Below are 17500 nucleotides of genomic sequence, written 5' to 3'. Positions count from 1 at the left end.
GCCAGCGCGTCCTGTTCCGCCGGTCGTCCGGACCCGTTAGCCTCCGATGAGGCACGCGCAGACTCTCGAGGGGGCCCCACACACAATGGACATCGTCGTACACGAAGCCGGAACGGAAGCGGCGGTGCTGGAGTGCTCCGGCCGCCTCAACATGGTCTCGGCGCCCGCCTTCCGCGAGACCGTCGCGACGGTCATCGAGGGCGGTCGTCCTCGTGTCGCCGTCGAGCTGTCGCGGGTCGAGTTCCTCGACTCGTCGGGCCTCGGCGCGCTCGTCGGTGCGTTGAAGACCGCTCGGCAGGCCGGTGGTGACCTCCGGATCGCCGCACCGTCGGAGCAGGTCGCGATGGTGCTGAAGCTGTCGAACATCGACAAGATCCTCCGCAGCTACGCCGACGGTGACGAAGCCGTCCGCGAATGGGTCTGACCGGGGCCGTCGTGGGCGAGCACCGGCTGGACTTCGCGTCGCCGCCCGACGACGTCTCCTCGGTGCACGACTTCCTCAGTGACGTCTGGACGGCCGAGCCCGCCGTCAGCGTCGAGGACCGGATGGCCCTCGAACTCGCGATCATCGAGTTGGCGTCCAACGTGATCGAGCACGCCACGGCCGGTGTCCCGCTCACGTGCTCGCTGACGCTCGCGGTCGCCAGCGACGCACTGGAGGCCCGGATCACCGACGACGGTCGCCCCGCGTCCGTCGACGTGGCCGGTGCCACCCTGCCGGACGACATGGCGGAGAGTGGCCGTGGCCTCGCCCTCGTGCAGATGGTCGTCGACGAGCTCCGGTACGACCGCCACGGTGACGAGAACCGCTGGACCGTCCGGAAGTCCACCCGCGCGGTGTGAGCCGCTTCCCGCGTCAGGTCCATCCAGATGCATGAAGATCCCGCGGTGCATGCCACGATTCCCGAGATGACCGCCACCATGGACCCCCGGACCGTCTTCGAGACGTCCGGGTCGGACCTCGACGCCGCCCGGTCGATGTTCGAGCAGGCCTACGAAGCTTCCGGCTTCCTGCCCGAGCGGACCGAGCGGGCCTTCGGGTACCGCTTCCGCACGGTGGGGGACCGGACGGTGTCGTTGCGGTCCACCCGGTTCGACGCGCGCATGGTCGGCGAGGTCGACCCCGCGGACCAGATCAGCGTCGCCTGGGTGACCGACGGTGGCGGCGTGCTCGACGTCGGTCGTGACGAGGTCGCCCTCGCACCGGGTCGCCCGGTGGTCTTCCCGGTCGGACGTCCCTACCGCTTCGACCTGGCCGACGTGCGACAGAGCGTGGTGCAGTTCGACCGCACCTTCCTCGAACGCATCGCTGCCGAGGCCTACGGCACCGAGCCCGGCACCCTGGTGTTCGACCACACGGCGGTCCCCGGCGCCGAGGCCGTGCGCGCCTGGAACCACCAGGTGCAGGAGGCCTCCCGCATCGTGCTCGGCAACACCCCGGTGTCCGTGCTCGCCCTCGCCGACACCGCCCGTCGCACCGCGTTGGCGCTCCTCAGCACGTTCCCGCACCGCATCGCCACGAAGCAGGTCCCGCTGCCGGCGGGCGCCACCGGACGCGTCCGGACCGCGGTCGAGTACATGCACGCCGCCGCCCACACGCCGATCACCACGACCGACGTCGCCGAGCACGTCGGACTGAGCGTCCGCGGCCTGCAGCAGGCGTTCCAGCGGCAGATCGGCGTCGCCCCGAACGCCCTGCTGCGCGGGATCCGCCTGGACCGCGTCCGTGAGGAACTGCGTGCCGGGACACCCGCCGACACCACCGTCGCGAGCGTCGCCGTCCAGTGGGGCTTCGCACACCTCGGTCGGTTCTCGGCCGCGTACGCGCGGCGCTTCAACGAGTACCCCCGCGACACCCTCCACAGCTGACGCGCTCGACGGGTCACCGAGCCGTCCCGGCCCGGCGACACGCCGCTCGGCTCCGGGCGACATGCCACCGGATGCCGCGACACTCCGCGGATGTCCGCGCTGATCGGACGCGCGATATTCATACTCCTCACATGGAGACGCAGTCCGGAGCACGCACGCCCCTCGTGGACCCCTTCGGTCGCGAACTCGAGGAGTGGTTGCGCGACGCCCCGGCCACGCGGTCGCCGTACCTCGCGGACCTCGTCGTCCCGCCGGTCACCGGTCCGGTCCGCCGCCCCGTGCTGCCCACGGTGGACGTCGAGGAGCCCGCGGCCGACACCGTCGCGATCGCCGTCGTCGACACCGCCTCCGTCGTCGGGACCGCCTCGGTCACCGGTGACGACCGTGCCTTCCGCCGCGACCGCGCCCGTCACGTCGCCGTCTGCGCCCCGTCGTTCCCCGAGCCGCCCGAGCGGCTCGCCCTCCGCTTCGACGACCTCGCGGTCGCACTCGACGCCTCGAGCGGTCGCACGACGATCGAGCGCATCGACCTCCTCGAGGACGAGGTCCGCGTCCGCGACGAGGACCTGGCCCGCCTGGCCGCGTGGGAGGCCGTCGTCGCCGACAGCACCGACGCCGAGGTCGAGGGTGCCCGCGCCTTCGCCCGCGAGGTCTTCGCCGACCTGCTCGCCGACGCCGCGCTCGAGGCCGACCGCCGCGAGCGGGCCGCCCTGCGCCGCGCGGCCACCTCACCCGTGCGCCTCGGCGCCGTGCGTCCGCTCCTGCCGGCGCCGCACCGTGCGGTCGCCGAGCCGGTCTCGGTCGACCTGTCCGCAGCGGACCAGGCCGACGCCACGGCGACCACCGACGGACCGCAGGTCGCCGTCCGACCGGTGTCGAGCCTCCAGACCGTGTCGCCCTCCTCCCCACCCGTCCCGGCGTCCGGCCGGCCGACGCCGCTGGTCCAGCCGGCGACCGGTCCGACGGTCATCGACCGCGAGGCCTTCGCCGCCGTGCTGCGTGCCCACACCGGCGAGCAGCCGGTCGTCTCCGTCGCGGTCCCGGTGGCCGCGCCGGTCGCCGCCCCCGAGGCCACCGACGACAGCGTCGCGACGGACGTCGTGGACGCTGTCGACCAGGAGGCCCGTGCCGACGCCGCGTCGACCGCTCCGACCGGCTGGTGGTCGCGTCTCGTGGCCCGCCTGCTGCACCTCGTCGGCCGTCGCTGAGACCCGGTCCGGCACCGGCGTCTCGGTACACTGACGGGATGCCGACGCTCCGAGAACTCCAGTCCGTCGTCGAGTCACTGTGGCCGGCGGCCGGGGCGGAGTCCTGGGACTCCGTCGGCCTCGTCTCGGGTGATCCGGACGCCGTGGTCGAGCACGTCCACCTGGCCGTCGACGCCGTGCCGGACACCGCACGCGAAGCGGTCGCCGCCGGGGCGGACCTGCTCCTGACACACCACCCCCTGCTGCTGCGCGGCGTGACCACGATCGACGAGTCCACGTACAAGGGCTCCGTCCTCGCCACCCTCGTCCGCGGTGGGTGCGCGCTCGTGGCGGCGCACACGAACGCCGACGTCGTCACCACCGGCACCTCCGCCGTGCTCGCGGACCGGATCGGACTGCAGGAGCAGCGCCCGCTCGACCCCGCGGCCGACGGCGTCACCGGGATCGGCCGGGTCGGTGTCCTCGCCGAACCCGTGCCCCTGGGTGTCCTCGCCCGGCGGATCGTCGACGTCCTGCCCGCCACCGCGACCGGGGTCCGCGTGTCGGGGGAGTACGACCGGCCCGTCCGCACCGTCGCCCTCTGCGCGGGTGCCGGCGACGCCTACCTCGACAACCCCGAGGTCCGAGCCGCCGACGTGTACGTCACGAGCGACCTGCGCCACCACCCGGCCTCCGAGTTCCGGGAGCAGGCGATGGTGTCCGACGGCCCCGCGCTCATCGACACCTCGCACTGGGCGACCGAGTGGCTCTGGCTCGACGTCGCCGCCGAACAGCTGCGCGCCGCCGCCGGGGTCCGTGTCACCGTGAGCGACCTCCGAACCGACCCGTGGGACTTCGCCGTCCTGCCATCCGCCCCCAACGAAGGAGCCTGACCATGAAGGCAGCACCCGAGGACCAGGCCATCCTGCTCGACGTCCAGCGACTCGACAACGACATCACCCGGCTGGCACACCGGATCAGCTCCCTGCAGAAGGGCGAGCACCTCACCGAGCTCGGCACCCGCGCCGCCGGTCTGCGCAGCCAGCTCGCCGCCGCCACGGGGGACGTGGAGGACGCCGAGCGCGACCTGGCCCGCCTCGAGTCGGACACCGCGACCGCGCGGGCACGCATCGAGCGCGACACCACGCTGTTGCAGAACGTCGGCAACGCGAAGGACGCCGCCGGCCTGCAGAACGAGCTCGACTCACTGAACCGCCGGACGAACGACCTCGAGACGCAGGAGCTCGAGGTGATGGAGACGCTCGACCGTCTCCGCGCGCGGGTCGGCGACATCGAGAAGCAGCTCGCCGACATCGACGCCGAGCGCGGACGGTTGACGGGTGTCCGCGACGACGGCATCGCCCGGTTCGAGAAGGACCGCGTCGCCGCCGTGCAGTCCCGAGCGGACGTCGCCGCGAAGGTGCCGGCCGACCTCCTCGCGCTGTACGAGCGCCAGCGGGCTCGCTACGGCTTCGGAGCGTCGCTGCTGCAGGGCGGCGTGTCGACGGCGTCCGGCGTGGCGCTGAACAACTCCGATCTGGCATCGATCCGGGCCGCGGCGCCCGACGACGTCGTGCTCTGCCCGGACAGCGACGCGATCCTGGTGCGGACGGCCGAGTCCGGCCTGTAGGTCGCGCGGGCCAGCTGCGCCTCGTGCGTTCCGCGGCGTCCGGCGATCATGCGGGCGTCGCGGAGCGCCGGACGGGAGGCGCGGTGCGGCCTGGCCGCGTGCCTCCCGGTCGCGTGCCTCCCGGTCGCCGAGACGCCCCCGTGGACACGACAGCCCGGCACCTCGCGGTGCCGGGCTGTCGTCGTCGTACGGTCTGGGGCGAACGGGCCGGCCGTACGCCGGGTTCTGTCCCGCGACCGAGGTCGCGGTGACGGCCATCTCTCTCGGACCGACGTTGCCGTCGGCCTCCAGCGGTCTACCCGAGGACTCGGCGAGCAGCCTCAGCGTCCTCTGTCTGACCTTGCTCCGGGCGAGGTTTACCGAGCAGATCCGGTCACCCGGATCCCTGGTGGTCTCTTACACCACCGTTTCACCCTTACCGACGTCACCGCCGGCGGTCTGTTCTCTGTGGCACTGTCTCGCGGATTGCTCCGGGTGGGTGTTACCCACCGCCCTGCTCTGTGGAGCCCGGACGTTCCTCGGCACTCCCGGGGGAGTGACGCGACCGTCTCACCGACCCGTTCGCTCAGACGAGTGTAGCGGCCCGCTCGTTCCGCCTGACACCCCGCGCGCCGCCCCCCGAGGGGTCCGATTCGCGCCGCCCGCCGAGGGGTCACGATTCGTCCTTCTCGGGCGCCGAGAGGCGCGAATCGCGGCATCGCGGCGAGGAGCACGCGGGGTGTCGCGACCCCTCGGCGAGGGGCAGGCGGCGTGTCCTGCCCCGACGGCGCGCAGCCCGGTCGGCGCGCAGCAGGCAGGCGCCCGCTACGCCGGACGAGCCGCGCAGGTCGGGCCGGGTCAGCGGGAGCTGCGTGCCGCCAGGGTCGCCGCGCCGATGATGCCCGCGTTGTTGCGGAGTGTCGCGGGAATGATCTCCGCCTGCAGGTCGAGCAGCGGCAGGAACTCCTCGTACTGCTTCGACACGCCACCACCGACGACGAAGAGCTCGGGGGACAGCAGCGCCTCGAGTCGCGAGTAGTACTTCTGCAGACGCTTCGCCCAGTGCTTCCAGGTCAGGTCGTCCCGCTCCTTGGCGGCGAAGGACGCCTTCGTCTCGTAGTCGACGCCCTCGATCTCCAGGTGGCCGAGCTCCGCGTTCACGATGAGCACACCGTCGTTGATGAGGGCGGTGCCGATGCCCGTGCCGAGCGTCGTCATGATGACGAGTCCGTCGCGGCCCTTCGCGGCCCCGAACTGCTGCTCGGCGTACCCGGCGGCGTCGGCGTCGTTGACGAAGTGGATCGAGCGGCCGAGCTCCTTCTCGAAGAGCGCCTCGGCCTCGAAGCCGATCCACTTCTTCGACACGTTCGCCGCGGACATGGTCTTGCCGTCGCGAACGATCGCCGGGAAGCACACGCCGACCGGGACGTCCGAGGCGGGGGAGAGGTCGTCGAGGATCGACTTCGCGACCTCGACGATGTCCTGGGGCTTGCCGCCCTCCGGAGTCGCCTTCTTGATCCGGTCGGTGGTGAGTTCGCCGGTCGCCGTGTCGACGATCGCGCCCTTGATGCCTGTTCCGCCGATGTCGACGCCGACTGCGAGTGAGGTCATGGGGAGCGGTGCCTTCCGTAGGTGACGAGTGTGTCCGACACGGTCCCGGGGTCGGGCGTGCCGCGGGTGGTCAGGAGACGGTGAGGAGTTCGGTGCCGCGCTCGGTCACGAGGAGCGTGTGCTCGAACTGCGCCGTCCACGAGTGGTCGCGGGTGGTGACGGTCCAGTCGTCGGCCCAGATGTCGGCGTCGATGCCACCGAGCGTCAGCATCGGCTCGATCGTGAACACCATGCCGGGCTCGATCACGGTGTCGTAGCGGGCGTCGTCCACGTGCGGGATGATCAGCCCGGAGTGGAAGGCCCGACCGACGCCGTGCCCGGTGTAGTCGCGGACGACCCCGTAGCCGAAGCGCTTGGCGTACGACTCGATGGCCCGGCCGATGACGTTGACCTGCCGGCCCGGGGCGACGGCGCGGATGCCGCGGTGCATTGCCTCTTCGGTACGGGTGACGAGGTCCTGGACCTCCGGCGCCGCCTGCCCGACCACGAAGGTCCGGTTGGTGTCGCCGTGCATGCCGTCCTTGTACGCCGTGATGTCGATGTTCACGATGTCGCCGTCCTGCAGCACGGTGTCGTCGGGGATGCCGTGGCAGATCACCTCGTTCAGCGAGGAGCAGAGCGACTTCGGGTACCCGCGGTAGCCGAGCGTGGAGGGGTAGGCGCCGTGGCCGACGACGAACTCGTGGCCGATCCGGTCGAGTTCGTCGGTCGTGACACCCGGGCGGATCGCCGCACCGACGGCGTCGATGGCCTGCGAGGCGATGCGGCCCGCGGTGCGGATCCGCTCGACCTCGTCCGGGGTGTACGTGTCACCGAGCCCGTGTTCGTGCGGTTCGACCTTGCCGACGTACTCCGGGCGCTCGATGTCCTTCGGGACGGGCCGCTGCGGGGAGATGCGGCCGGCGGTGAGGTGTCCGTGTTCGTCCCGGGGCATGCGCTCCACTCTAGCGGCGTGTCGGAGCCGACCGCCGCCTCCCGGCCGGGCAACCAGCCCCGCACGCCCCGGCCAGCCCGGACACCTCCCAGCCAGCCCGGACGCCCCGGCGCGCGGACGCCCCGGGCCCGCCCGGGTACGGTCGGCCCCATGACCGACGAGCGCATCGAATCCCAGTGGTGGTACAACGACAAGACCGGCGAGGTGGAGCAGGGCCTCAAGTCGACGAACCGACACCACATCGGCCCCTTCGCCACCCGTGACGAGGCCGCGCACGCCCTGGACCGCATCCAGGCCAACAACGAGCGCGCCGACGCCGCAGACACGGAAGGTTGACCACTAGCCTGTGACAACGGTCGTGGACCCGACCAGCTGAACTCGGAAAGGTCGTGCATGGACAAGCAGACGGACTTCGTGCTCCGCACCATCGAGGAGCGCGGGATCAAGTTCATCCGACTCTGGTTCACCGACGTCATCGGCACCCTCAAGTCGGTCGCCATCGCGCCGGCTGAGGTCGAAGGCGCGTTCGCCGAGGGCATCGGGTTCGACGGCTCCGCGATCGAGGGCCTGACCCGCTCGTACGAGGCCGACGTGCTCGCACACCCGGACCCCTCGACGTTCCAGATCCTGCCCTGGCGCGGCGAGATCGACCCCACCGCGCGGATGTTCTGCGACATCACCACGCCGGACGGGCAGCCCGCCGTGGCCGACCCCCGCAACGTGCTGAAGCGCACCCTCGCACGGGCGAGCGACCGCGGGTTCACGTTCTACACGCACCCCGAGATCGAGTTCTACCTGCTCAAGGACCGCGACTGGAAGGACGGCGGACCGAAGCCCGTCGACCAGGCCGGCTACTTCGACAACGTCCCCGGCGGCAGCGCCCACGACTTCCGTCGCCGCTCGGTCCGGATGCTCGAGGACCTCGGCATCTCGGTGGAGTTCAGCCACCACGAGGCCGGACCCGGCCAGAACGAGATCGACCTCCGGTACGCCGACGCGCTCACGATGGCGGACAACATCATGACGTTCCGCACGGTGGTCAAGGAGGTGGCGATCGAGCAGGGGGTCTACGCGACCTTCATGCCGAAGCCGCTCTCCGGGCAGCCCGGCTCGGGGATGCACACCCACGTCTCGCTCTTCGAGGGCGACCAGAACGCGTTCTACGAGCCCGGCGGCGAGTACCAGCTCTCGCCGACCGCCAAGCAGTTCATCGCCGGTGTCCTCAAGCACGCGCCGGAGATCACCGCGGTCACCAACCAGTTCGTCAACTCCTACAAGCGTCTCTGGGGTGGCGACGAGGCCCCGTCCTTCGTGACGTGGGGCCACAACAACCGTTCCGCGCTCGTCCGCGTGCCGCTGTACAAGCCGAACAAGGGCCAGTCCGCCCGCATCGAGTACCGCGGCATCGACTCGGCGGCGAACCCGTACCTGGCGTACTCGCTGCTGCTCGCCGCGGGCCTCAAGGGCATCGAGGAGGGCTACGAGCTCCCCGCCGAGGCCGAGGACAACGTCTGGAGCCTGTCCGACTCGGAGCGCAAGGCCCTGGGCTACAGCCAGCTGCCCGCGAGCCTCGACCACGCACTGTCCCTGATGGAGGACTCGGAGCTCGTCGCCGAGACCCTGGGGGAGCAGGTGTTCAACTTCGTGCTCCTCAACAAGCGCCAGGAGTGGAAGCGGTACCGCGACCAGGTCACCCCGTTCGAGCTGGACACGAACCTCGGCATGCTCTGACCCTCCGGTCAGGACACACCACGGGAGCGCACACGAGATGACCGGCAGGACGGCGACCTCGCGATCGCAGTTGGCCCGTCTCGGGTTCGCCGACCTGTCCGGCACGCTGGAGCGGATCGCCGCCCTGGAGGCACGTCCCGCGTCCGACCTGCACGTCCCGATCGCGGACGCCGAGTGCGTCTGGGCCGCCACCGCCGACCCGGACGGCGCACTGCTGGCGCTCGAGCGGCTCATCGAGTCAGCACCGGACCGACTGCGTCCGGTCTTCGGGGAGCCCGGGGCGACCGAGCGCCTGGTCCGGCTGCTGGGGGCGTCGGTGGGGCTCGCCGAGTTCCTGCAGCGTCGTCCGGACGAGCTCGCCCTGGTGCTCGACCCGGTGACGCCGCCGTGGTCCCAGGAGCGGTACACGGCGTCCCTCGACGAGGCCGTCGACGGCAGTTCGGGGGAGAGGGCACGACGACGCCTCCGTGTGCGCTACCGCCGGCACCTGGCGCAGATCGCCCTGTTCGACGTCCTGCACCCGTCCCCGACGGATGCGTTCCCGGACGTCGCGGCGGGCCTCGCCGACCTCGCCGGTGCCGCGCTCGACGCCGCCGTGACGGTCGCGCGTCGGGAGGTCCCGTTCCCCGCGGCCGACGTCGCCGCGACCCCGCTCGCGGTGATCGCGATGGGCAAGGCCGGAGCGCGGGAGCTCAACTACGTCAGTGACGTCGACGTCATCTTCGTGACCGAACCGACCGAGCCGGCCGAGGGGGACGACGCGCCCCGGATCAGCACCGACCGTGCGGTCCTCATCGCGACGCGGTTGGCGATCGCCGCGACCCACGTCATCACGGACCTCGCCGCCGAACCCGCCCTGTGGGAGGTCGACGCGAACCTCCGACCGGAGGGCAAGGACGGCGCGCTCGTCCGGACGCTCGAGTCGCACGTGGCGTACTACGAGCGCTGGGCGAAGGGGTGGGAGTTCCAGGCGCTGCTGAAGGCGCGGGCGATCGCCGGGTCGATCGACCTCGGGGAGCGTTACGTCGCCGCGGTGGCGCCGTTCGTGTGGGAGTCGTCCAAGCGTCCGGGGTTCGTCGAGTCGGTGCAGCGGATGCGGGAGCGCGTCACCGCCCACATCCCGGACGCCCAGGTCGACCGGCAGTTGAAGCTCGGACCCGGGGGGCTGCGCGACGTCGAGTTCACCGTGCAGCTCCTGCAGCTCGTCCACGGGCGCGACGACGAGTCCGTCCGGGTCCGGTCGACGCTCGAGGCGATGGACGCCCTGGCGACGGCCGGGTACGTCGGTCGCCCGGAAGCGGCCCGGTTCGGCCCCGACTACGCCCTGCTCCGGGTCCTCGAGCACCACATCCAGCTCCGTCGGCTGCAGCGCACGCACCTGATGCCCTCCGACGAGGACGAACTCCGTGTCCTCGCGCGGTCGACCCGCCTGGCGTCCTCGGCGTCGGCGTTGCAGGACCGGTGGCGGTCGGTGAAGCTCGAGGTCCGGGGCCTGCACGAGCGGCTCTTCTACCGGCCCATGCTCGCGGCGGTGGCGTCGACCGACGGCGAGATCGTCCTGACGAGCAGCCAGGTCAGCGACCGCCTCACCGCGATCGGGTTCCTCGATCCGGACGGGGCCGTCACCCACATCCGGGCCCTGACACAGGGGACGACCCGGCGTGCGGCGATCCAGCGGAACCTCCTGCCGGTCCTCCTGCGGTGGATGGCCGAGGGTCCGGCTCCCGACCGGGCGTTGCTCGCCTTCCGCCGGCTCAGCGACACCCTGGGGGAGTCGAGCTGGTTCCTCCGGATGCTCCGTGACTCCTCCGGTGCCGCGCACAGCCTGACGACGGTGCTGAGCGAGTCGGCGTTCCTGTCGGGTCTGCTCGAACGCTTCCCGGAGGCGGTCGCCTGGCTCGACGAGCCGGACACGCTCCTGCGGCCCCGTCCGCTGCCGGCGCTGCTGGCCGAGACCGGCGCGACGACGGCGCGACACGGTGACGCGGTGGACACCGCAGCGTCGCTCCTCCGCGGCGTGCGCCGGCGGGAGACGCTGCGGCTCGGCATGGCTGCGGTGCTCGGCCACCTCGACGTCGACGGTCTGGGTCCGGCGCTCAGCGACGTCACCGAGGCAACCTTGAGCGGGGCGCTCGACCTGGCACGTCGGGACGCGCCGGACGGCCTGGAGTTCGGCGTCATCGCGATGGGTCGGTACGGCGGCCGTGAGCTCGGCTTCGGGTCGGACGCCGACGTCCTGTTCGTGTACCGCTCGTCGACCGTGCCGAACGAGGTCGCGTCCCGGGCGTCACAGGTCGTCGTGCGTGAGCTGAACCGGTTGACCGAGGACGCCATGTACCCCTTCGACCTCGACATCGACCTGCGCCCCGAGGGCAAGAACGGCCCCGTTGTGCGCTCGTTCGACTCCTACGCGGCCTACTACGCCCGCTGGTCGTTGACGTGGGAGGCCCAGGCGCTCCTCCGTGCCCGCGGTGCCGTGGGCGACGAGCAGCTGCTCCGCGACTTCGAACACCTGGCCGACCGCACCCGGTACCCCGCCGCGATCGAGGACCGCGAGGTGCGCGAGGTCCGGCGCATCAAGGCGCGGGTGGAGTCCGAACGACTGCCCCGCGGCGCCGATCCCGCCCGCCACCTGAAGCTCGGACGCGGCTCGTTGAGCGACGTGGAGTGGTTCGTGCAGCTCCTGCAGCTCCAGCACGGTCGCGCGCAGCCGGCGCTCCGGACGACCTCGACGCTCGAGGCGCTGCAGGCTGCCACGGATGCCGGCTGGGTCGCCCCGGAGGACGCCGAGCGCCTGGCGGCCGCGTGGCGGTTCGCCTCCCGGACCCGCAGCGCCCTGGTGCTCTGGTCGGGTCGGACGACGGACGTGCTGCCCGTCGAGCGGACGCAGCTCGAGGGCATCGCGCGTCTGCTCGAGTACCCGCCGGGCTCGGCCTCGCAGCTCGAGGAGGACTACCTCGCGGTGACCCGTCGCGCTCGGCAGGTCTTCGAGCGCGAGTTCTACGGCGCCTGACCCGCCGACTCCTGGCCCGACGACGCCGACACCTGGGCCGCGGATGTCGACACCCGCCGTGGCCGACACCTGTCGGACGTTGCGACACGCCCGGGATGTCGTGAACGGGATCAAGGTGACGAGTTGTCAAAGACAATTTTCGCCCGGATCGATCCGTCCCCCGGTCGCTCGGGCACCGTACCCCGGTCCGTACCGGATGTGAACCGTTGTCAGCGCGTGACCAGACTTTCGGAACACCGGTGGCAGCTCGATCAGCCGTCGGCGTGATGACCGGCGCGACCACCTGCTGACCAGGGCTTTCCTGTGTCCGGATCACGCGCCTCCCGGTCGTTCAGGGGTGGCTTCCCGCCGGCGGGGACCGTGGGACCGGTCCACGCAACTGCTGTCAGCACCAGTGGGGACACGGGGTTGTCCGACGTGCAGTGGACCACTCTGTCCCCCGGTCGCGCCGGGGTGCACCCCCGGGTGAGGGGCACGTTGCACCGGCTGTCTGCGGTCTGCCTGAATGAGGTCACCCGAACCGACCCCGATTTCCCGATGGCGTGGAATCTCCCCTCGAACGTTGAAGCAGGGATCGATGTTCACCTTCATCCTCCAGATCCGGCAGATGGTCGACGGCCACCCTGAGTTCTACCTGTTCACCGTGTACTCACTGGTGATCTGGTTGCTCTGGCTGACCAAAGTCGTCCTCTCCGCCCGGTACCGCCCCTTCACCGGCACGTACACGGGGACGACGAGTGTCGTCGTCCCCGTCGTGGACGAGCCGCTCGACCTGTTCCGTGACGTGATCGGCCGCATGGTCGAGCAGCAGCCCGGCGAGATCATCGTCGTCATCAACGGTGCCCGCAACGAGGCACTCGAAGCCGTCTGCGACGAGTTCGCCCCCCTCGTCCGCTGGACCCACACGCCGATCCCCGGCAAGCGCAACGCCGTCAAGGTCGGCACCGAGATGTCCAACGGCGACATCACGGTGCTCGTCGACTCGGACACGGTGTGGACGCCCGGCACGCTCGTCGAGCTGCTCAAGCCGTTCGCCGACGAGTCCGTCGGCGGCGTGACCACCCGACAGCGCATCCTCGAGCCCACCCGCTCGTGGATCACCCGCTGGGCGGACTGGCTGGAGAACTCCCGCGCGCTGTACTCGATGCCCGCGCAGAGCGTCCTCGGACAGATCGGCTGCCTGCCCGGCCGCACGATCGCGTTCCGCCGGAACATCCTGGTCCGCGTCATGGACCGGTTCATGCACGAGGAGTTCATGGGGGTGTTCCTCGAGGTGTCCGACGACCGGACCCTGACGAACCTCACGCTCAAGGAGGGCTACCGGACCGTCTACCAGTACACGTCGCTCGTGTACACGGACGCTCCGCTGCAGGTGAAGAAGCTGTTCAAGCAGCAGCTCCGCTGGGCCCGCGGCTCGCAGTACAACACGCTGCGGATGCTGCCCTGGATGCTCGGGCACGCCCCGGTCCTGGCCGTCTTCTTCCTCACCGACATCATCCTGCCGTTCATGCTCTTCGGCGTGATCGCGGGGTGGATCTACCGGGCGCTGACGGGGCAGGGACAGAACCTCTACGAGGGCATCCTGCACCAGTACGGCTTCTCGACCGGCTTCGTCTACGTGGCAGGACTCATGGTCGTCTCGAGCGTGCTGAGCATGGCGATCCGCCAGATGCGGCACCTGGCCGAGAAGCCCTCGGACTTCTTCCGCCTGCCGATGTTCATCATCGTGTCGACGTTCTTCCTCATGCCGATCCGGCTCATCGGGTTCTTCCGTCTGGCGCACGCCAGCGGCTGGGGCACCCGGGCCGGTGCCTACGCCGGCGGACCGATGGAGGAGGACCCGGCGCAGCCGCAGCTCTCCGGCACCACCGTGCCGATGAGCCCGGTCGACCGCGGACTGGCGGCCCCGTCCGAGCACCCGGCCGATCAGGCCGACGTGGACCGCGCGTTCGACGAGCTCTTCGGACCGGACGCGACCACGGCCTCCACCTCGACCGTGCTCGCCACCCGACGTGACGTCGCGACCGCAGCCGGCCGCGCACCGCAGCGCCTGGCGAAGCCCGCCCGTCGCCGACTCAACCCCTACGCATCGATCCCGTACTGCATCGGGATCGCGGTCTTCGCTCTGGAGGCGTTCCTCATTGTCTGAACTCGACCGCCCCACCGGCACCTGGTGGGCACCGTCCACGAAGCACGCCAAGCGCACCGCGCTGGGCATGGCGGCGATCGTCGCCGTCCTCGCCCTGATCACCTGGTCCGTGTGGATCTCACCCTCCGGGCCGGTCTCCTCCGCGGTGAGTCGGGCGCTCGGCGTCCCGACCAAGCAGGAACCCGCCGCCGACGTCGACGCCATGCAGGCGAAGCTCGCCGCCGCCCAGCAGCAGATCTGGAAGCTCGAGGGGAAGCTGCAGAGCACCACGGCGCAGTCCGGCTCCCGGAGTGACCAGGTCACCCAGCTGAAGGCGCAGATCGACGACCTGCGGTCGCAGCTCGGGCACGCGCGCTCGGTCACGGCCTCCGGTCACGGCTCCGGTTCGGGAGGCTCGACCTCCTCCGGCACGTCCGCCTCGGCGGGCAAGGGGGCCGGCTCCGGCGGGTCGTCGTCCGGCGGGTCGTCCTCGGGCGGGTCGTCGTCCGGCGGCTCCGGGTCCGGCGGCTTCGGACACGGCAGCACGCCGGGTCAGGGCGGCGGACCGACCGTCGTCCCCGGTACCGGTGGCCCCTCGAACGACCCGGATCCGACGATCCCGGTCGACGTCCCGACCAAGGCCGAGGTCCTCGCCCAGCAGTCCCGCTGGTACGGCCTCTACACGGCGCAGTCGCCCTTCAACTGGGCCGAGTACGACCAGGTGTCCCAGCAGGTCGGCAAGTCGACGAACATGGTCGGGTACTTCCAGGGCTTCGACCAGGACTTCAACGCCGACGCCGTCCAGCGCTCCTGGACGAACGGGCGGGTCCCGCTCCTGACCTGGGAGACGGCTCCCGCACAGAGCGGCAACGACCAGAAGTACATCCCCGGGTACACCAACGGCGACATCACCGGCGGGGCGTTCGACGACTACCTGACGAAGTACGCGAAGGCGCTGAAGTCGAACGGGCAGCCGGTCGTCATCCGTCTCGACCACGAGATGAACGGCACCTGGTACAACTGGGCCGACGGCACCACCCAGCAGAACGCGCCCGGTTCGTTCGTCGCCATGTGGCAGCACGTGCACGACGTGTTCCAGCGTGAGGGCGCCAACGACTACGTCATCTGGAACTGGGCACCGACCCGCATCGACGCCCTGGGGAACGCGAAGTACCAGACGCTCGACTACCTCAAGGCGTACTACCCGGGCGACGACTACGTCGACTGGGTCGGCATGAGCGGGTACTACCGCAAGGCCGCCGAGTCGCCGACGTTCGCCACCACGTTCGCCGCGACCATCGCCCAGCTGCGCCAGGTCGCCCCGGACAAGCGGATCCTGCTCAGCGAGGTCGGCGCGACCGAGACCGGAGCCGCCATCACCGACGGGCAGAAGGCGCGGTGGATCACCTCGCTGTTCGACGCCCTGGCGGACCCCGCGAACTCGGACGTCATCGGCTTCGCGTACTTCAGCGAGACCGCCACCACCATCGTCGACGGTGCCCGCACCACGAACGACTGGCGACTCAACTCCCGGGCGGACAGCATGGCGGCCTTCGTCGCCGGGATCGCCCGCACCGACACCGACTACGACCTGCAGGAGGTCAAGAAGTGACCGCATCGAAGAAGTCCGCCGACTCCCGCCCCGCACCCGTCATCAGCGTGATCGGCACCGGGTACCTCGGCGCCACGCACGCCGCCGCCATGGCGGAGATGGGCTTCGAGACCATCGGCGTGGACGTCGACCCGGCGAAGCTCGCCGCGCTGTCCGCCGGTCAGGTCCCGTTCTACGAGCCCGGGCTGCCCGAGCTCATCACCAAGCACGTCGCCAGCGGGAAGCTCCGGTTCACCGCCGACATCGCGTCGGCCGTGGCCGCAGCGGACGTCCACTTCGTCTGCGTCGGCACTCCGCAGAAGGCCGGCTCGCACGCCGCGAACCTGGCCTACGTCGAGAGCGCCACCCGCGGCGTCGCCGAGAACCTCACCCACCCGGGCCTCATCGTCGGCAAGTCGACGGTGCCGGTCGGTACCGCGGCACGGCTCCGCGGCATCGTCAGCGAGTTCACGCCCGCCGGCATCGACGCAGAGCTCATCTGGAACCCCGAGTTCCTCCGCGAGGGCAAGGCCGTCGAGGACACCCTGCACCCGGACCGCCTCGTCTGGGGCGGCGCTTCGGAGGCCGCCGACGCCGTCATCCGCGAGGTCTACGCCGCCCCGATCAGCGAGGGCACCCCGGTCATCACGACGGACCTCGCCACCGCCGAGCTCGTCAAGGTCAGCGCGAACGCGTTCCTCGCCACCAAGATCTCGTTCATCAACGCGATCTCGGAGATGTGCGCGATCGCCGGCGCCGACGTGACCACGCTCGCCGACGCACTCGGACACGACGCCCGCATCGGTCGGAAGTTCCTCAACGCCGGCCTCGGCTTCGGTGGCGGCTGCCTGCCGAAGGACATCCGGGCGCTGATGCACCGCGCGAACGAGATCGGCGCCGGTCGGGTGGTCGGGCTCATGCAGCAGGTCGACGAGATCAACATGGGCCAGCGTCAGCGGGTCATCGACATGGCGATCGAGTCCGCCGGGGGATCGGTCCTCAACCGACGCATCGCCGTCGTCGGCGCTGCGTTCAAGCCGCTCACCGACGACGTCCGGGACTCCCCGGCGCTCAACGTCGCGGCGGCCCTGCACCTCCGCGGCGCCCAGGTGACCCTCTGGGACCCGGAGGCGATGGAGACCGCGCGCCGCTCGTTCCCGACCCTGACCTACGCCGGGTCGATGACCGAGGCGATCGAGGGCGCCGACCTCGTCCTCGTCCTCACCGAGTGGGACGAGGTCGTCGAGGCCGACCCGGTCGCCCTCGCCGCCGTCGTCGGCCAGCGTGTCGTGATCGACGCGCGCAACTGCCTCCCGACCGGACGCTGGGTCGGGGCGGGGTGGACCGTCCGTTCCCTGGGACGGCCCACCCCGGTCGCGGGCACGCCCGTGAGCGTCGCCGCGGGCACGATCGACGCGCTGGCCACCAGCCGCTGACGCGGCGGCCGCGGGCGCCGCGCGCGAGCCCGCCGCCCGTGCGCGCTGCGTGCGGGACCGCCGCCCGTGGCCGAGCCTCGGCCTGGCGGACACGCTGCGTCGTTCGTGTGCCGAAGGATGCCCGCCCAGCCGAGGCTCGCCGCCGCGGTGGAGGTGACGGCCGGGAGGCCCGGTGCCGGTCCGACGGACTGGCACCGGGCCTCCCGGCCGTCGCCGCACGTCCGCAGTCCGCCGTACCCGCGCCGAGCCTCGGCCTGGCGGACACGCTGCGCCGTCCGCGTGCCGAAGGATGCCCGCCCAGCCGAGGCTCGGCCCCGCCGGCCGGCCGCCACCGGCATGCGCGCGGGGGGCACGCGGAAGGGCCCCGCACCTGACGGTGCGGGGCCCTTCG

At 71.3% G+C, this 17500-nt stretch carries 14 protein-coding genes and 1 other RNA gene; 12 read left to right on the top strand and 3 right to left on the bottom strand.

Going from position 1 to position 17500, the window contains the following annotated elements; all coding sequences use genetic code 11:
* Positions 1–85 precede the first annotated feature (85 nt).
* From E9228_RS03070 to E9228_RS03045, 6 genes are all read left to right on the top strand, one after another.
* Positions 86–424, top strand: coding sequence for an STAS domain-containing protein (locus E9228_RS03070; RefSeq protein ID WP_111073258.1), 339 nt, complete (start codon positions 86–88; stop codon positions 422–424).
* Positions 415–843, top strand: coding sequence for an ATP-binding protein (locus E9228_RS03065; protein ID WP_166779103.1), 429 nt, complete (start codon positions 415–417; stop codon positions 841–843). Before E9228_RS03070 ends, E9228_RS03065 begins: the two co-directional genes overlap by 10 nt.
* Positions 844–909: 66 nt before the next feature.
* Positions 910–1869 (top strand): helix-turn-helix domain-containing protein, encoded by a 960-nt coding sequence (locus E9228_RS03060; protein WP_166779102.1) that lies wholly within the window; start codon positions 910–912, stop codon positions 1867–1869.
* 131 nt (positions 1870–2000) lie between these two features.
* Positions 2001–3077 carry a hypothetical protein gene (locus tag E9228_RS03055; RefSeq protein ID WP_166779101.1) on the top strand — a complete coding sequence of 359 codons (1077 nt, stop codon included), beginning with the start codon at positions 2001–2003 and terminating at the stop codon, positions 3075–3077.
* Positions 3078–3115: 38 nt separating this feature from the next.
* Positions 3116–3949: a Nif3-like dinuclear metal center hexameric protein gene (locus E9228_RS03050; RefSeq protein ID WP_166779100.1), complete on the top strand. Its 834-nt coding sequence runs from the start codon at positions 3116–3118 to the stop codon at positions 3947–3949.
* Positions 3950–3951: 2 nt separating this feature from the next.
* Positions 3952–4686: a zinc ribbon domain-containing protein gene (locus E9228_RS03045; protein ID WP_166779099.1), complete on the top strand. Its 735-nt coding sequence runs from the start codon at positions 3952–3954 to the stop codon at positions 4684–4686.
* A 199-nt stretch (positions 4687–4885) separates the two neighbouring features.
* Here the strand turns inward: E9228_RS03045 and rnpB are convergent.
* From rnpB to map, 3 genes are all read right to left on the bottom strand, one after another.
* Positions 4886–5246, bottom strand: an RNA gene (gene rnpB, locus E9228_RS03040) — RNase P RNA component class A.
* A gap of 277 nt (positions 5247–5523) precedes the next feature.
* Positions 5524–6276, bottom strand: coding sequence for a polyphosphate--glucose phosphotransferase (ppgK, locus tag E9228_RS03035; protein ID WP_166779098.1), 753 nt, complete (start codon positions 6274–6276; stop codon positions 5524–5526).
* 70 nt (positions 6277–6346) lie between these two features.
* Entirely contained in the window at positions 6347–7210 is an 864-nt protein-coding gene (gene map, locus E9228_RS03030; RefSeq protein WP_166779097.1) for a type I methionyl aminopeptidase, read from the bottom strand.
* Between the two features lie 150 nt (positions 7211–7360).
* Here map and E9228_RS03025 point away from each other — a divergent pair, with 150 nt between their 5' ends.
* From E9228_RS03025 to E9228_RS03000, 6 genes are all read left to right on the top strand, one after another.
* Entirely contained in the window at positions 7361–7546 is a 186-nt protein-coding gene (locus E9228_RS03025; protein ID WP_166779096.1) for an SPOR domain-containing protein, read from the top strand.
* 57 nt (positions 7547–7603) lie between these two features.
* Complete coding sequence (glnA, locus tag E9228_RS03020) at positions 7604–8941, top strand: type I glutamate--ammonia ligase (protein ID WP_111073267.1); 1338 nt, start codon at positions 7604–7606, stop codon at positions 8939–8941.
* A 37-nt stretch (positions 8942–8978) separates the two neighbouring features.
* Positions 8979–11954 (top strand): bifunctional [glutamine synthetase] adenylyltransferase/[glutamine synthetase]-adenylyl-L-tyrosine phosphorylase, encoded by a 2976-nt coding sequence (locus tag E9228_RS03015; protein ID WP_166779095.1) that lies wholly within the window; start codon positions 8979–8981, stop codon positions 11952–11954.
* A 577-nt stretch (positions 11955–12531) separates the two neighbouring features.
* Positions 12532–14103: a glycosyltransferase family 2 protein gene (locus tag E9228_RS03010; RefSeq protein ID WP_166779094.1), complete on the top strand. Its 1572-nt coding sequence runs from the start codon at positions 12532–12534 to the stop codon at positions 14101–14103.
* Positions 14096–15694, top strand: coding sequence for a glycosyl hydrolase (locus tag E9228_RS17485; RefSeq protein WP_166779093.1), 1599 nt, complete (start codon positions 14096–14098; stop codon positions 15692–15694). Before E9228_RS03010 ends, E9228_RS17485 begins: the two co-directional genes overlap by 8 nt.
* Positions 15691–17109 (top strand): nucleotide sugar dehydrogenase, encoded by a 1419-nt coding sequence (locus E9228_RS03000; protein WP_166779092.1) that lies wholly within the window; start codon positions 15691–15693, stop codon positions 17107–17109. The genes E9228_RS17485 and E9228_RS03000 overlap by 4 nt, the downstream gene beginning before the upstream one ends.
* Positions 17110–17500: the final 391 nt, after the last annotated feature.

Origin of the sequence: Curtobacterium salicis (assembly GCF_011759505.1) — a bacterium.
Taxonomy (GTDB): domain Bacteria; phylum Actinomycetota; class Actinomycetes; order Actinomycetales; family Microbacteriaceae; genus Curtobacterium; species Curtobacterium salicis.
Note: the sequence above shows the minus strand (reverse complement) of the source record. Positions and strands in the feature narration are given on the sequence as shown.

What these genes read in the sequence shown, in the direction of transcription:
- E9228_RS03070 (WP_111073258.1), top strand. Translation starts at nt 86, where the DNA reads ATGGACATCGTCGTACACGAAGCCGGAACGGAAGCGGCGGTGCTGGAG.
- E9228_RS03065 (WP_166779103.1), top strand. Translation starts at nt 415, where the DNA reads ATGGGTCTGACCGGGGCCGTCGTGGGCGAGCACCGGCTGGACTTCGCG.
- E9228_RS03060 (WP_166779102.1), top strand. Translation starts at nt 910, where the DNA reads ATGACCGCCACCATGGACCCCCGGACCGTCTTCGAGACGTCCGGGTCG.
- E9228_RS03055 (WP_166779101.1), top strand. Translation starts at nt 2,001, where the DNA reads ATGGAGACGCAGTCCGGAGCACGCACGCCCCTCGTGGACCCCTTCGGT.
- E9228_RS03050 (WP_166779100.1), top strand. Translation starts at nt 3,116, where the DNA reads ATGCCGACGCTCCGAGAACTCCAGTCCGTCGTCGAGTCACTGTGGCCG.
- E9228_RS03045 (WP_166779099.1), top strand. Translation starts at nt 3,952, where the DNA reads ATGAAGGCAGCACCCGAGGACCAGGCCATCCTGCTCGACGTCCAGCGA.
- ppgK (WP_166779098.1), bottom strand. Translation starts at nt 6,276, where the DNA reads ATGACCTCACTCGCAGTCGGCGTCGACATCGGCGGAACAGGCATCAAG.
- map (WP_166779097.1), bottom strand. Translation starts at nt 7,210, where the DNA reads ATGCCCCGGGACGAACACGGACACCTCACCGCCGGCCGCATCTCCCCG.
- E9228_RS03025 (WP_166779096.1), top strand. Translation starts at nt 7,361, where the DNA reads ATGACCGACGAGCGCATCGAATCCCAGTGGTGGTACAACGACAAGACC.
- glnA (WP_111073267.1), top strand. Translation starts at nt 7,604, where the DNA reads ATGGACAAGCAGACGGACTTCGTGCTCCGCACCATCGAGGAGCGCGGG.
- E9228_RS03015 (WP_166779095.1), top strand. Translation starts at nt 8,979, where the DNA reads ATGACCGGCAGGACGGCGACCTCGCGATCGCAGTTGGCCCGTCTCGGG.
- E9228_RS03010 (WP_166779094.1), top strand. Translation starts at nt 12,532, where the DNA reads ATGTTCACCTTCATCCTCCAGATCCGGCAGATGGTCGACGGCCACCCT.